Genomic DNA, 14,456 nt, shown 5'->3' with positions numbered 1-14,456 from the left:
GTCCATGCAAGGCGCGTCGCTTCGTCATCAGCAACCTGCACCCGGCCGCAAGCCGGTGCCGCGGGGTGCCAGCCGTATGGTGGCCAAAGAGCCGATGTCGGTGCGCCTGCCGAAAGCCAACTTTGGTTTTCTGAAAAGCCTGTTCTGGCCGGTGCTGCTGGTGGCGTTGGGCTTTGGCACCTATGAAGGTGCCCAGCGCTTGCTGCCATACGCCGACCGTCCGATCACCAAGATCGCGGTGCAGGGGGACTTGAGCTACATCAGCCAGCAGGCGGTGCAGCAGCGGATCGCGCCATATGTCGCGGCGAGCTTCTTCACCATCGACCTGGCGAGCATGCGCACCGAGCTGGAAAAGATGCCCTGGATCGCCCACGCCGAAGTTCGTCGGGTGTGGCCGGACCAAGTGGTGATTCGCCTGGAAGAACAACTGCCAGTGGCCCGCTGGGGCGACGAGGCGCTGTTGAACAACCAGGGCCAGGCCTTCACTCCGCGTGAACTGGCGAACTATGAACACTTGCCGCAGTTGTTCGGGCCGCAGCGGGCCCAGCAGCAAGTGATGCAGCAGTATCAGGTGTTGAGCCAGATGCTGCGGCCGCTGGGCTTTTCGATAGCCCGTCTGGAGCTGCGTGAGCGCGGCAGCTGGTTCCTGACCACCGGTGCCGGCAGTGCCGGTCCCGGTATCGAGTTGCTCCTGGGTCGCGATCATCTGGTGGAGAAGATGCGCCGCTTCATTGCCATTTATGAAAAAACGCTGAAAGAACAGATCACGAACATCGCGCGCATCGATCTGCGCTACGCCAACGGCCTGGCCGTGGGCTGGCGCGATCCGGCGGCACCCACGACGGCGCAACCTGCCGTCGCGAAGAATTAAGAAGAGGCAGGACCATGGCAAATGTGCAAAGCGGCAAAATGATCGTCGGCCTGGATATCGGCACCTCCAAGGTGGTGGCGCTGGTGGGCGAAGTCGCGGCCGATGGCTCGCTGGAAATCGTCGGCATCGGCACCCATCCTTCCCGCGGCCTGAAGAAGGGCGTGGTGGTGAACATCGAGTCCACCGTGCAGTCGATCCAGCGCGCGGTGGAAGAGGCGCAACTGATGGCGGGTTGCCGTATTCACTCGGCCTTCGTCGGTGTGGCGGGCAATCACATCCGCAGCCTGAACTCCCACGGCATCGTGGCGATCCGCGACCGTGAAGTCAGCTCGGCGGACCTGGAGCGGGTATTGGATGCGGCCCAGGCCGTGGCAATCCCGGCTGACCAGCGGGTCCTGCACACCCTGCCACAGGATTACGTGATCGATAACCAGGAAGGCGTGCGTGAGCCTTTGGGCATGTCGGGCGTGCGTCTGGAAGCCAAGGTGCACGTAGTGACCTGTGCGGTGAATGCCGCTCAGAACATCGAGAAGTGCGTGCGTCGCTGCGGCCTGGAAATCGACGACATCATCCTCGAGCAACTGGCCTCGGCCTATTCGGTACTCACCGACGACGAGAAAGAGCTGGGCGTGTGCCTGGTGGACATCGGCGGCGGCACCACCGACATGGCGATCTTCACCGAAGGCGCGATCCGTCACACCGCGGTGATCCCGATTGCCGGCGATCAGGTGACCAACGACATCGCCATGGCCCTGCGCACGCCGACCCAGTACGCCGAGGAGATCAAGATCCGTTACGCCTGCGCCCTGGCCAAGCTGGCCGGTGCCGGCGAAACCATCAAGGTGCCGAGCGTCGGCGATCGTCCGCCGCGCGAGCTGTCGCGTCAGGCCCTGGCCGAAGTGGTCGAACCGCGTTACGACGAACTGTTCACCCTGATCCAGGCCGAGCTGCGTCGCAGCGGCTACGAAGACCTGATCCCGGCCGGCATCGTGCTCACCGGTGGTACGTCGAAGATGGAAGGCGCGGTGGAACTGGCCGAGGAGATTTTCCACATGCCGGTTCGTCTGGGCGTGCCCCACAGTGTCAAGGGCCTGTCCGACGTGGTGCGCAACCCGATCTATTCCACCGGCGTCGGCCTGCTGCTGTACGGACTGCAGAAACAGTCCGATGGCATCTCGTTCTCCGGCATCGGCAGCCGCGACAGCTACAGCAGCGACGAGCCCAAGGCCGCGTTGCTGGACCGCATCAAGAGCTGGGTCCAGGGCAACTTCTAAAGATTTACCGCAACACCGTTTCAAAGCAGTAGGCAGTAGGCGAAAAACTAGAGAAATGAAAGGAGAGGGAAAATGTTCGAACTCGTAGACAACATCCCGCAGAGTCCGGTAATCAAGGTTATCGGTGTTGGCGGTGGCGGCGGCAACGCGGTCAATCACATGGTCAAGAGCAACATCGAAGGCGTCGAGTTCATCTGCGCCAACACTGATGCTCAAGCGCTGAAAAACATCGGCGCGCGGACCATCCTGCAACTGGGTACCGGCGTGACCAAGGGCCTGGGTGCTGGCGCCAATCCGGAAGTCGGCCGTCAAGCCGCTCTGGAAGACCGCGAGCGTATCGCCGAAGTACTGGCGGGCACCAACATGGTGTTCATCACCACCGGCATGGGCGGCGGTACCGGTACCGGTGCGGCGCCGATCATCGCTGAAGTGGCCAAGGAAATGGGCATCCTCACCGTTGCGGTGGTGACCCGTCCGTTCCCGTTCGAAGGCCGCAAGCGCATGCAGATCGCCGATGAGGGCATCCGCGCGCTGAGCGAAAGCGTCGACTCGTTGATCACCATCCCCAACGAGAAGCTGCTGACCATCCTCGGCAAGGACGCCAGCCTGCTGTCGGCTTTCGCCAAGGCTGACGACGTGCTGGCCGGTGCCGTTCGCGGTATCTCCGACATCATCAAGCGTCCGGGCATGATCAACGTCGACTTTGCCGACGTACGTACCGTGATGAGCGAAATGGGCATGGCGATGATGGGCACTGGCTGCGCCAGCGGTCCGAACCGTGCGCGTGAGGCCACTGAAGCGGCGATCCGCAACCCGCTGCTGGAAGACGTGAACCTGGAGGGTGCACGCGGCATCCTGGTGAACATCACCGCAGGTCCCGACCTGTCCCTGGGTGAGTACTCCGACGTGGGTAGCATCATCGAAGCCTTTGCTTCCGAACACGCCATGGTCAAGGTCGGTACTGTTATCGATCCGGACATGCGTGACGAGCTGCATGTAACCGTAGTGGCCACCGGTCTGGGCGCGAAAATCGAGAAACCTGTAAAGGTCATCGACAACACCGTTCAGACTTCCATGTCCGCGCAGTCGCAAGCGCCAGCCCCTGCTCGTCAGGAACTGCCGTCGGTGAACTACCGTGACCTGGACCGTCCGACCGTCATGCGCAATCAGGCGCAGTCGAACGCGGCGACCGCGGCGAAGCTGAATCCGCAAGATGATCTGGATTACCTGGACATCCCGGCATTCCTGCGTCGTCAGGCCGATTGATGGAATGTATCAGGGGTATTAGGGTGATTGGTGTTCAGCAAAGGCATGGTCTGCTATTATCGCCAGCCTTTGTTGATACCAGTTCGCAATTTGCGCTGAAGCGGCCCAAGCCATGATTAAACAACGCACCCTGAAGAATATTATCCGTGCCACAGGTGTAGGCCTGCATTCCGGGGAGAAGGTTTACCTGACCCTCAAGCCTGCGCCTGTCGACACCGGCATTGTGTTTTGTCGTGCCGACCTGGACCCTGTGGTGCAGATTCCTGCTCGCGCGGAAAATGTTGGCGAAACCACGATGTCGACCACGTTGGTCAACGGTGACGTCAAAGTGGACACGGTGGAGCACTTGCTCTCGGCCATGGCTGGCCTGGGCATCGATAACGCCTACGTCGAGCTCTCCGCGTCCGAAGTCCCGATCATGGATGGTAGCGCCGGACCCTTCGTATTCCTGATTCAATCTGCTGGCCTCGAAGAACAGGACGCAGCTAAAAAGTTCATCCGCATCCTTCGTGAAGTGACCGTGGAAGACGGCGACAAGCGCGCCACTTTCGTGCCTTTCGATGGTTTTAAAGTGAGCTTCGAGATCGATTTCGATCACCCGGTTTTCCGTGACCGCACCCAGAGTGCAAGCGTGGACTTCTCCAGCACTTCGTTTGTAAAAGAAGTCAGCCGCGCCCGTACCTTTGGTTTCATGAGTGATATCGAGTACCTGCGCAAGCACAACCTCGCACTCGGCGGCAGCGTGGAAAACGCCATTGTGGTCGATTCGGATGGCGTACTGAACGAAGACGGTCTTCGCTACGAAGACGAATTCGTCAAGCACAAGATCCTGGATGCAATTGGTGACCTCTACCTGCTAGGCAATAGCCTGATAGGCGAGTTCAAGGGCTTCAAATCGGGCCACGCACTGAACAACCAGCTACTGCGCAAGTTGATTGAGCAGAAAGATGCCTGGGAAGTCGTGACCTTCGAAGATGCCAGCACTGCACCGATCTCTTACATGCGTCCGGTCGCGGCCGTGTAATTACTCTCTCTTTCCTTTTGTTTTTGAAGGCCATCCCCCCGGATGGCCTTTTTTTATGCCCGAAGGTTCAGCTGCTGCGCCGTGACATGTTGGAAACCACTCGGTTGCGGCCGCTGTACTTGGCTTGATACAGGGCCTTGTCGGCGTCACTCACCCATTGCTCGAGGCTGATATCGGGATTGCCCGACCAGGTGTTGATGCCGATGCTCACCGTCAAGGGGGTGGCCTGCTCGCTGACAGTCGGCAAGGCGGCGATGCTGGCGCGGATTCGCTCGGCGAGTACGGCGGCGCCGGCGCTGTCGGTCTCCGGCAGTACTACCGCGAACTCTTCGCCTCCGTAGCGCGCCGCCAGATCTGCCGGGCGTCCCGCGCAAGTGCCAATGTTCTGCGCCACTGCACGCAATGCCTGGTCCCCCAGTGGATGGCCAAAGCGGTCGTTGAACGACTTGAAGTGGTCGACATCGATCATCAGCAGCGACAGGGGCTGGTTGGCGCGCCGGGCCCGGGCCCACTCATTGTTCATCACCTGATCCAGGGTACGACGGTTGGCCAGGCCGGTGAGGGCATCGACAGCTGCCAGGCGCGCCAGCTCCTGCTCGGCATCCTGCCGACGCCGCAGTTCACGACACAGTTGCCAGGTCAGCCAGAACAGGGCGATGCACAGCGCCCCAGTGGCGCCGCTGATCAGCAGCGCCGTGCGTTGCCAGGCAGCGAAGACTTCGTCGATGGACAGCGCCACAACCACGATCAGCGGCAGGTCACCCACCTGGGAAAAGGTGTAAAGCCGGTGCATCCGATCCACGCTGGACACGCTGCTGAAGCTGCCATTGCCTTCGCCCAGGATGCGCACGAAGTTGGGGCGGTTACTGAAACTCTTGCCAATCAGGTCGTCCGCCAGGGGCGGTTGTTGGGCCAGCAGAACCCCGTCGCGGCTGATCAGGTTGATCGAGCCGTTGCGCCCGATATCCAGATTCTTGAACAGCTCATTGAAGTAGCTCAGGCGCATGGCCGCTTCGGCGACACCGATGAACTCGCCATTCTCGTTGCTGAGCCGACGACTGAAGCTGATCCGCCAGTCATGCTCGGCGGTGCGGGCACGGAACGGGGGGCTGATCATCATCCCTGGATCTGGATTGTCGATATGCGAGCGGAAGTACTCGCGGTCGGCGTAGTTGCCCGTGCGCGGCACGACCGAAGCCGAGTCGGCAAGTACCTCGCCGTGCTTGTCCAGCAACAGAATATCGCCCTTGTAGGGCGCTGCGGTGGCCCGGTCGAACAGCGCCAGGTGGCGGATGGGCGCCGATACGTCCTTCAGGTCGTCGCGTTGCGCCGCACTGATCAGCCCCTTGAGGGACAGGTCGTAGAGTTCGACGTTGCGCAACACATCCGCTTCGATCAACTGCACGATGTTGTTCGCGGCACGGGTGGCAGCCTGTTCGGCAGCAGCGTGTTCACGGATCAACAGGTAGGTGACGATACTGAGAATGGCCACGACGATCAGCGAGCTGGCCAGGACCAACAGACGTTCCGGATTTGACGCGATTTTCCCTGTGCGGGGTGTCGCACGACTCACGCTCATGATTTTGATTTCTGCTACGTCGACATAGTTAAGTCTAGTGTGGACGTGGGCTACAGAAATCGGTCACGCCTTCGCGCCTGTATAAATCCCGAATAAAAAAAAGGCCAGCAAAACATGCTGGCCTTTTGCTCATATCGGCTTAGAACACGTTGATCGGATAGTCGACGATCACCCGGTACTCATCGGTGTCGTTGTCCAGTGCGCCGTAGCCGTTGCCGCCACGGTTGGTGGCCCATTGCAAGCGCACGGCCAGGTCCTTGGCGGTGCCGCCTTGCACCACGTACTTGAGGTCGAGGTCGCGCTCCCAGTGCTTGGCGTGCTTGCCGTCGGCGCTGTACCAGTTGGCATAGCCGCGGCTGGCCGGATCGACCTGGGTCAGGTCCAGCTCGCCCCGGGAGTAAGACAGTGCCGAGGTCAGGCCCGGCAGGCCGACGCCGGCGAAATCGTAGGCGTACTTGAGCTTCCAGGAGCGCTCGTTGGGACCGTTGAAGTCCGAGTACTGCTGGGAGTTGTCCAGGTAGATGCTGTCACCCTGGGCGATGTAGTCGAACGGCGTGTTGCCGTTGACTCGCTGGTAGGCCGCAGTGACGCTGTGGCTGCCTACGCCCACGGTGAAGTGCAGGCTGTAGGTGTTGTTGTCGATGTTGCCCAGCAGCGCCTGGCCGGTGTCCTGGGTGTGATAGAAGTGCAGGCCCGGATTGAGGCTGACCAGATCGTTGAGCGCGTAGGTGTAGTCCAGGTCGTAGTAGTACTGGTTCCAGATGTCCTTGAGTTCAGAGGCGTAGAGGCTGCTGGTCAGCCCCGGAATGCCACTCCAGGCGACCCCGGCCCAATCCAGGTGCAGGCTTTCGTCACCTTTTTGCAAGGTGCCGTAGGAGGTGCCGATGCGTTTGTGGCCACTCTGGTTGTAAGGCTTGGTGAAACTGGCTTGGCCGCCTTCGATCAACCAGCCGTCGAAGCTGTGGTTGGTCAGGCTGACGCCGCGAAAGGTCTGCGGCAGCATGCGGCTCATGCCCCCGGCGATCACCGGGTTGTTGAGAAACAGATCGCCGGCCTTGAGCTCGGTGTCGAAGGCTCGCATCTTCAAGGTGGCGCCAGCGGTGGAGAACGCTGTGGGCGCTTTTCCGTTGCCATCGCTGATGGGCAGGATGCTCGAACTGTCGGTGCCGCCACCGCCATCGAGCTTGAGGCCGAGCATGGCATTGGCATCCAGGCCGAAACCCACGGTGCCCTGGGTGTAGCCGGACTCGAAGACCCCCAGGAACCCCTGGCCCCATTCGATGTTGTCATCGGCTTGCTGATGCCGGTTGCGATTCATGTAGTAGTTGCGGGCGTTGAGCTTGAGGCTCGAGCCGGCGACGAAGCCCTGTTTGTCGCGCTCTTCGGCAGCTTGGCCCAAGGCGGGAATAGTTGCAGCGATTGCAATGAATAGTGGGCTGATTCTCAGCGTGGTCCTGAACAACGTGTAGCTCCTTTGGTGAATGAACATGATTTTTTATTGTGAATTCGGTTGTTTCTTGTTCTGTGCATGACGAATGTGCAGAGGGTTTCTCTACAGCAAAAAAAAGCCGCTGAAGTCAGCGGCTTTAAGACAACTTACTCCAGGGTTGAAAGCAGAGAAGTTGTCGAGGGAAACGAGTGGCTATCGCCGATCAACTGTCTTTGTGAGCGTCGGTCTTGCTGTGCTCAGCGGTGATCTTCTGGGCTTGCTGACTGTGTTGCTGCTGGGCGGCCTGGGCAATCTGTGCTTGTTCGAATGCGGCGGCGCGTGCGGCATTTCTCGCCACGAATCCCTGGGATTCTTCGGCCATGGCCATTGGCACCACGAACAGGGAAGACAAAACAAAGACGCTGGCCAAACCCATACTGTTGGACATTTCTGAAGACCTTCTTGCAGAGCAAGTTCAATTCGGTGCGACAAAAATATAACCATGGGGCTGCTGGAAAAAGAGCCGAACAGGATAAGGACTGTTACCAAAAACACAACAGTAGAGACTGGCCAGCAGGCGCCGGGTTGCCAGCGAAAGTGCCCCATAGTCCGCGCCGGATATGTTGAGGCGTGCGTCGGCCAGTCGGCGTCTGCAGAATCCGAGAATCCCGAGTCACAGAGGCAGATAAAGGCCGAAGGTGTTGATCCCCCGATCGCTGCGCACAAAGACGTCGCCGCCATGCATCAGAGCGATGGCCTTGACGATGGCCAGCCCCAGGCCGTGGTTGGCGCCGCTGTTGCTGCGCGAGGCATCGACCCGGTAGAAACGCTCGAACAAACGCGGCAAGTGTTCGCTGGCGATGTTTTGCCCCGGGTTGCTGACGGCGATCGCCACCTGCTGCGCCTGCACTTCAATCCGCACCCGGATCACTTCCCCTGCCACCGTGTGCTGCACGGCATTGCTCAGCAGGTTGATCAGGGCCCGGCGCAGGTGGGCAATCTCGATCCGTACCTGGGCATCGCCCTGGACCTCGACCCTGACCTGGGCGTCTTCGAGGATGAAGTCCAGGTAGTCCAGGGTGGCAGCCACTTCCGTCGCCAGGGAGGTGCTGGTGAGCTTGGTGGCCTTGTTGCCCTGGTCGGCACTGGCCAGGAACAGCATGTCGTTGACGATGGAGCGCAGCCGTTCCAGTTCTTCAAGATTGGATTGCAGTACTTCGAAGTAATGCTCCGCCGAGCGGCCCCGGGTCAGGGCCACCTGGGTCTGGCCGATCAGGTTGGTCAGGGGCGAGCGCAGTTCATGGGCGACGTCGGCGTTGAACGACTCCAGGCGCGAATAGGCCTGTTCGACCCGTTCCAGCGTGGAGTTGAAGGAGCTGACGAACTGGCTCAGCTCCGGCGGCAGGGGCGAGAGCTGCAGGCGTCCGGAGAGCCGCGGCGGTGCCAGGCGCTGGGCCTCCTGGGACAGCTTGATCAGCGGCTTGAGGCCGATCCGCGCCACCCAGTAACCCAGGGCCGAGGCCAGCAGTACACCGACGATGGCCAGGCCGATCAGGGCTATCAGCAACTGCTGCTGGGTCTGGTGGAAAGTATCGGTGTCGATGGCAATCAGGAAGCGCAGGGCCGGGCGCTGTTCCTTGGCCGGCAGTTGGCTGACCAGTACCTTCAGTGGATAGGGATGAGCGCTCAGGATCAGGTCGCGCATGCCCAGCGGACCTTGGGCGAATGCGCGGATCTGTGGGTCCGGGTTGCCGTACTCATAAGCGGGATCGCCGCTCACTGCCCAGAAACGGATGCGCTTGTCCTCCTCGCTGAGCAGCTTGAGCTTGGCGTTGATCTTGGCCCAGTGTTCAGGCGTGCCGTAACGGTTCAAGGCCGACTCCAGCACGCTGTAACGCGCGTCCAGCTCGGCTTCCGGCAGCAGGCCCAGGCCTTTGTCCACCTGTTGATAAAGGGCGCCACCAATCAGCAGGAAGATCAGCAGTGCCACCAGGGTGAACAGCCCGCTCAGGCGCAGGGCAATGGAGTTACTCGGCACTGCGGCTCTCCAGCACATAACCCATGCCGCGGATGGTGTGCAGCAGCTTGTGTTCGAAAGGGCCGTCGAGTTTGGCCCGCAGGCGCTTGATTGCCACTTCGACGACATTGGCGTCGCTGTCGAAGTTAATGTCCCAGACCATCTCGGCAATCGAGGTCTTGGACAGGATTTCGCCCTGGCGCCGGGCCAGCACGCTGAGCAGGGAAAACTCCTTGGCGGTCAGGTCCAGGCGCATGCCGGCACGGCTGGCCTTGCGGCTGATGAGATCGATCCACAGGTCGGCGATGCTGATCTGCACCGGTTCGTGACCACCGCTGCGGCGGGTCAGGGCCTGCAGGCGGGCCACCAGTTCAAGGAAGGAAAAGGGCTTGCCCAGGTAGTCGTCGGCGCCATCGCGCAGGCCGCGAATCCGGTCCTCCACGCGCTCCCGGGCGGTAAGCATGATCACCGGGGTCTGCTTGCGCGCCCGCAGGGCCCGCAGCACGCCAAAGCCGTCCAGGCCGGGGAGCATCACATCCAGCACGATCACGGCGTAGTCGCTTTCCAGCGCCAGGTGCAGCCCCTCGACGCCATCCCGGGCCAGGTCGACGGTATAGCCCTGTTCGGTCAGTCCGCGATGCAGGTAGTCCGCAGTTTTTTCTTCGTCTTCGATAATCAGAACGCGCATGACCCGCCTCAGGTGTTGGTGGCCGGCGAAAGGGCCGGCTGGGGCCGGTGGAACAGCCGCTCGAGCCACAAGTATATGACCGGCGTGGTGAACAGCGTCAGGGCCTGGCTCACCAGCAAACCGCCGACCACGGCGATGCCCAGGGGCTGGCGCAGTTCGGCACCGGTGCCATAGCCGAGCATCAGCGGCAGGGCGCCGAGCAAGGCGGCGAGGGTGGTCATGATGATCGGCCGGAAGCGGGTGATACAGGCCTGGTAGATCGCTTCTTCAGGAGCCAGGCCACGGTTGCGCTGGGCCTCCAGGGCGAAGTCGATCATCAGGATGCCGTTTTTCTTGACGATGCCGATCAGCAGCACCAGGCCGATCAACGCCATGATGGAAAAGTCCTGGCCGCAGAGCCAGAGCATCAACAAGGCGCCGAGGCCCGCTGAAGGCAGGGTGGAAATGATGGTCAGCGGATGCACGAAGCTTTCGTACAGCACCCCGAGAATGATGTACACGGCCACCAGCGCGGCGAGGATCAGGTACGGCTGGCTGGCCAAGGAGCTTTGGAAGGCCTGGGCCGCGCCCTGGAAGTTGCCGCTGATGGCCGCCGGCATGCCGATCTCGCTCTTGGCCTGGTCAAGCAGGATCACCGCATCCCCCAGGGCCACGCCGGGGGCCAGGTTGAACGACAGATTGGCCGCCGGAAACATGCCGTCGTGGGCGATCGACAGCGGCCCGATGCTGGGCGCGTCGAAGCGGGCCAGGGCCGACAGCGGGACCATCTGCCCGGTCAGCGGCGAGCGCAGGTAGAAGTAGTTCAGGCTTTCGGCCTTGCCCCGTTGCTGAGTGTCGAGTTCGAGGATCACGTTGTACTGGTTGATCTCGGTCTGGAACTCGTTGATCTGACGCTGGCCGAAGGCGTCGTACAGCGCTTCGTCGACATCGCTGGCGGTGAGGCCGAAGCGCGCGGCGGCGGTGCGATCGATGTTGATGTGGGTGATGCTGCCGCCCAGTTGCAGGTCGTTGGAAACATCGCGGAACGCCGGGTTGCCGCGCAGTTTTTCAGTCAGGCGTTGGGTCCAGGTACTCAGGGTCGGGCCGTCGTTGCTTTTGAGCACATATTGATACTGGGCGCGGCTGGGGCCGGAACTGAGGTTGATGTCCTGGCCGGCCCGCAGGTAGAGAACGATGCCGGGCACCTGCATCAGTTGTGGGCGGATGCGGTCGATAAAGGCGCTGGCGGAGACATCCCGGTCGCCACGTTTTTTCAGCGAGATCCAGAAGCGGCCATTGGCGATGGTCTGGTTGTTGCCGGAGACGCCCACCGAATGGGAGAAGGCTTGCACCGCCGGGTCGGCAGCGACGATTTCTGCCAGGGCCTGATGTTTTTTCACCATGTCCGGGTAGGAGATGTCCGCCGCCGCCTCGGTAGTACCCAGCACGAAGCCGGTGTCCTGCACCGGGAAGAAGCCCTTGGGAATCAGAATGTAACCGGCGATGGCCATGCTCAAGGTCAGGCCGAAAATCCCCAGCATCAGTCGCTGATGGGCCAGGGCCTTGCGCAGGCCGCGTTCGTAGAAGGCCAGCAGGCGCTCGCCGAAACCCGGCTGGGCATGGGCCGGGTGCACCGGGGCACGCATGAACAGGGCAGCCAGGGTCGGGGCCAGGGTCAGCGAGACCACCACCGAAATCATGATGGTGGAGGTGGCGGTCAGGGCGAACTCCTTGAACAGCCGGCCCACCACGCCGCCCATGAACAGCAGGGGAATGAACGCCGCCACCAGGGAAAAGCTGATGGAGACCACGGTAAAGCCGATCTCTGCGGCGCCCTTGATCGCCGCCTCGCGCATGCCGTCGCCGGCCTCCAGGTGACGGTGGATGTTCTCCACCACCACGATGGCATCGTCCACCACAAAGCCCACGGCGATGACGATGGCCACCAGGGTCAGGTTGTTCAGGCTGAAGCCCATCACATACATGAGGGCGAAACTGGCGGTCAGCGATACCCCCAGCACTGCGGAGACGATCAGGGTCGCCGACCACTGGCGCAGGAACAGCGCCATCACCGCCACCACCAGCAGCACGGCGATCAGCAGCGTGATCTCTACTTCATGCAGCGAGGCGCGGATGGTCTGGGTGCGATCCACCAGCACCTTGACCTGCACCGACGCCGGCAGCATGGCCTCAAGGCCCGGCAGCGCAGCCTGGATGCGGTCCACGGTGTCGACGATATTGGCCCCCGGTTGGCGCGAGATCACCAGGTTGACCCCCGGCTGGTCGCCGGACCAGGCCTGGACGTAGGCGTTCTCCGAGCCGTTGACCACTCGCGCCACGTCCTGCAGGTGCACCGGTGCGCCGTCCTTGTAGGAAACGATCAACTGGCCGTATTCCTCGGGATGGAACAGCTGGTCGTTGGTGGACAGGGTGGAGATGCTCGACTCGCCATACAGCGCGCCCTTGGCCAGGTTGAGGCTGGTTTGCTGGATCGCCAGGCGAATGTCGGCCAGGGTCAGGCCGATGGCCGCCAGCTTGTCTGCTGAAGCCTGGACCCGGATCGCCGGGCGCTGCTGGCCGGTGATGTTGATCTGGCCAACACCGTCGATCTGGCTGATCTGCCGGGCCAGCAGGGTTTCCGCGTAGTCGCTGAGCTCGGTGCCGGGCATCTGCGTCGAGCTGATGCTGAGGATCAGCACCGGGCTGTCGGCGGGGTTGACCTTCCTCCAGGTGGGCAGGGTGGGCATGTCCTTGGGCAGTTTGCCGGCGGCGGTGTTGATGGCCGCCTGTACTTCCTGAGCGGCGGTGTCGATGCTCTTGTTCAAGGTGAATTGCAGGGTCAGCAGGGAGGAGCCCAGGGCGCTGCTGGAGGTCATCTGGGTTACGCCGGGGATGGCGCTGAACTGCACCTCAAGCGGCGTGGCTACCGAGGAGGCCATGGTGTCCGGGCTGGCCCCGGGCAGGGCGGCGGAAACCTGGATGGTGGGAAACTCGGCCTCCGGCAGCGGCGCCACCGGCAGGCGCGTAAAAGCGATCAGCCCCAGCAGCACCAGCGCGAACGTCAGCAACACGGTGGCGACCGGATGGTCGATGCACCAGGCGGATACCGAGCCACGGCCCTTCATGGCTTGGGCTCCGAGGCCTGCACCAGGGGCGGCGGGTCGCTCAGTACCTGGACCCTGGAGCCGGGTTTGAGCCGCGACTGGCCGTCACTGACCAGCACGTCCCCGGCCTGGACGCCGGAGATGATGTTCAGCCCGCTGTCCTGATACAGCACCTGCACCGGCACGCTTTCCACGTGCTGGTCTTTGACCCTGAACACGAAGTGCTGATCCAGGCCTCGCTGGACCACGTCAGGCGGCACGGTGAGCGCGGCCTGGTCCAGCGCCGTCTGGATTTTCACCGTCACCAATTGTCCGGGCCAGAGCTTTTGCTGAGCGTTGTCGAACTCGGCCTTGACGCGAATGGTGCCGGTACCGGCATTGATCTGGTTGTCGATCAGCGTCAGGTGCCCGGTGCCCAGCAGGGCATCGGGGCTGTTGCTGTCGGCGCCCAGGTAGGCCTGGACCGCCGCCGGCTTCGGGGCGCGGATCAACTGCTGCAAGGTCGGCAGCATTTGCTGGGGCAGGGAAAACTCCACGGCGATGGGGTCGATCTGGGTCACCGAAAACAGTCCCTGGGTGTCGGTCACGCGTAGGAAGTTACCTTCATCCACGGTACGAATACCCACCCGGCCAGTGACGGGAGAGCGGATCTGGGTGTAGGAGAGTTGTACCTGGGTGGCGTCGATGGCGGCCTGGTTGCCCTGGGCCGTGGCATTGAGCTGATTGACCAGGGCCACTTGCTGGTCGTACGTCTGCTTCGAGACGCCGTCATCCACCGACAGCAGCTTGTAGCGCTTGAGATTGATCTGCGCCACCTGCAGCTGGGCCTGATTCTGTGCCAGCTGGGCCCGGGCCTGATCCAGGTTGGCACGGATCGAGCGGTCATCGAGAGTGGCCAGCAGGTCGCCAGCTTTCACCCATTGCCCTTCCTTGACCCGCAATCGGGTGAGGATGCCGTCCACCTGGGGACGGATGGTCACACTGTGCAGCGACTGCACTGAGCCTATGCCGCTGGTGTAGCGCGCTACGTCCTGCTGGACCACCTGCACCACCCGCACCGGTATCGCCGAGGGCGCGCTCAGCCTGGGGCTTGTGGGTTGGTTGAGAAACCAGATCGCAGCGGCGGCGATGGCCAGGAGAAGCGTTGCGGTCACGACGGTTTTCTTGGCAATGGGCATGGGGGGAGGGCGCCGGGCAGTGATGTCGGAAGGATGGCCATGATCTG

At 62.1% G+C, this 14,456-nt stretch carries 11 protein-coding genes; 4 read left to right on the top strand and 7 right to left on the bottom strand.

The features are described 5' to 3' along the window. Window positions 1-4: 4 nt before the first annotated feature. The 4 genes from DWF74_RS10015 to lpxC all read left to right on the top strand — a co-directional run bounded on the left by DWF74_RS10015 (window position 5) and on the right by lpxC (window position 4,435). Window positions 5-871, top strand: coding sequence for a cell division protein FtsQ/DivIB (locus tag DWF74_RS10015; RefSeq protein WP_102860327.1), 867 nt, complete (start codon window positions 5-7; stop codon window positions 869-871). A gap of 14 nt (window positions 872-885) precedes the next feature. Then, on the top strand, window positions 886-2,145 hold the full coding sequence (ftsA, locus tag DWF74_RS10010) for a cell division protein FtsA (RefSeq protein WP_011063306.1): 1,260 nt from the start codon (window positions 886-888) through the stop codon (window positions 2,143-2,145). Window positions 2,146-2,217: 72 nt separating this feature from the next. Further along, window positions 2,218-3,411, top strand: coding sequence for a cell division protein FtsZ (gene ftsZ / locus DWF74_RS10005; protein ID WP_011063305.1), 1,194 nt, complete (start codon window positions 2,218-2,220; stop codon window positions 3,409-3,411). A 112-nt stretch (window positions 3,412-3,523) separates the two neighbouring features. After that, on the top strand, window positions 3,524-4,435 hold the full coding sequence (gene lpxC / locus DWF74_RS10000) for a UDP-3-O-acyl-N-acetylglucosamine deacetylase (RefSeq protein WP_011063304.1): 912 nt from the start codon (window positions 3,524-3,526) through the stop codon (window positions 4,433-4,435). 67 nt (window positions 4,436-4,502) lie between these two features. Here lpxC and DWF74_RS09995 read toward each other — a convergent pair whose 3' ends face one another. The 7 genes from DWF74_RS09995 to DWF74_RS09965 form a co-directional block, all read right to left on the bottom strand. Then, window positions 4,503-6,014, bottom strand: a complete 1,512-nt coding sequence (locus DWF74_RS09995; RefSeq protein WP_115580881.1) for a sensor domain-containing diguanylate cyclase — start codon at window positions 6,012-6,014, stop codon at window positions 4,503-4,505. A 139-nt stretch (window positions 6,015-6,153) separates the two neighbouring features. Then, window positions 6,154-7,503 carry an OprD family porin gene (locus tag DWF74_RS09990; protein WP_115580880.1) on the bottom strand — a complete coding sequence of 450 codons (1,350 nt, stop codon included), beginning with the start codon at window positions 7,501-7,503 and terminating at the stop codon, window positions 6,154-6,156. Between the two features lie 163 nt (window positions 7,504-7,666). After that, window positions 7,667-7,891, bottom strand: coding sequence for a hypothetical protein (locus DWF74_RS09985; RefSeq protein WP_102860330.1), 225 nt, complete (start codon window positions 7,889-7,891; stop codon window positions 7,667-7,669). Between the two features lie 225 nt (window positions 7,892-8,116). Continuing rightward, window positions 8,117-9,481 (bottom strand): heavy metal sensor histidine kinase, encoded by a 1,365-nt coding sequence (locus DWF74_RS09980; RefSeq protein ID WP_115580879.1) that lies wholly within the window; start codon window positions 9,479-9,481, stop codon window positions 8,117-8,119. After that, a complete protein-coding gene (locus tag DWF74_RS09975) occupies window positions 9,471-10,148 on the bottom strand; it encodes a heavy metal response regulator transcription factor (RefSeq protein WP_115580878.1) in 678 nt (225 codons plus the stop codon). The genes DWF74_RS09980 and DWF74_RS09975 overlap by 11 nt, the downstream gene beginning before the upstream one ends. A gap of 8 nt (window positions 10,149-10,156) precedes the next feature. Beyond that, window positions 10,157-13,252 (bottom strand): multidrug efflux RND transporter permease subunit, encoded by a 3,096-nt coding sequence (locus DWF74_RS09970; protein WP_115580877.1) that lies wholly within the window; start codon window positions 13,250-13,252, stop codon window positions 10,157-10,159. Beyond that, window positions 13,249-14,409 carry an efflux RND transporter periplasmic adaptor subunit gene (locus tag DWF74_RS09965; protein WP_115580876.1) on the bottom strand — a complete coding sequence of 387 codons (1,161 nt, stop codon included), beginning with the start codon at window positions 14,407-14,409 and terminating at the stop codon, window positions 13,249-13,251. Before DWF74_RS09965 ends, DWF74_RS09970 begins: the two co-directional genes overlap by 4 nt. Window positions 14,410-14,456: the final 47 nt, after the last annotated feature.

Origin of the sequence: Pseudomonas protegens, assembly GCF_003363755.1 — a bacterium.
In the GTDB taxonomy this organism is placed as follows: Bacteria; Pseudomonadota; Gammaproteobacteria; order Pseudomonadales; family Pseudomonadaceae; genus Aquipseudomonas; species Aquipseudomonas danubii.
This window is presented reverse-complemented; position numbering and strand designations above follow the sequence as displayed.

Bases quoted from the DNA above. Each gene is read 5' to 3' on its own strand.
- DWF74_RS10015 (WP_102860327.1), top strand. From the start codon at position 5: ATGCAAGGCGCGTCGCTTCGTCATCAGCAACCTGCACCCGGCCGCAAG.
- ftsA (WP_011063306.1), top strand. From the start codon at position 886: ATGGCAAATGTGCAAAGCGGCAAAATGATCGTCGGCCTGGATATCGGC.
- ftsZ (WP_011063305.1), top strand. From the start codon at position 2,218: ATGTTCGAACTCGTAGACAACATCCCGCAGAGTCCGGTAATCAAGGTT.
- lpxC (WP_011063304.1), top strand. From the start codon at position 3,524: ATGATTAAACAACGCACCCTGAAGAATATTATCCGTGCCACAGGTGTA.
- DWF74_RS09995 (WP_115580881.1), bottom strand. From the start codon at position 6,014: ATGAGCGTGAGTCGTGCGACACCCCGCACAGGGAAAATCGCGTCAAAT.
- DWF74_RS09990 (WP_115580880.1), bottom strand. From the start codon at position 7,503: ATGTTCATTCACCAAAGGAGCTACACGTTGTTCAGGACCACGCTGAGA.
- DWF74_RS09985 (WP_102860330.1), bottom strand. From the start codon at position 7,891: ATGTCCAACAGTATGGGTTTGGCCAGCGTCTTTGTTTTGTCTTCCCTG.
- DWF74_RS09975 (WP_115580878.1), bottom strand. From the start codon at position 10,148: ATGCGCGTTCTGATTATCGAAGACGAAGAAAAAACTGCGGACTACCTG.
- DWF74_RS09970 (WP_115580877.1), bottom strand. From the start codon at position 13,252: ATGAAGGGCCGTGGCTCGGTATCCGCCTGGTGCATCGACCATCCGGTC.
- DWF74_RS09965 (WP_115580876.1), bottom strand. From the start codon at position 14,409: ATGCCCATTGCCAAGAAAACCGTCGTGACCGCAACGCTTCTCCTGGCC.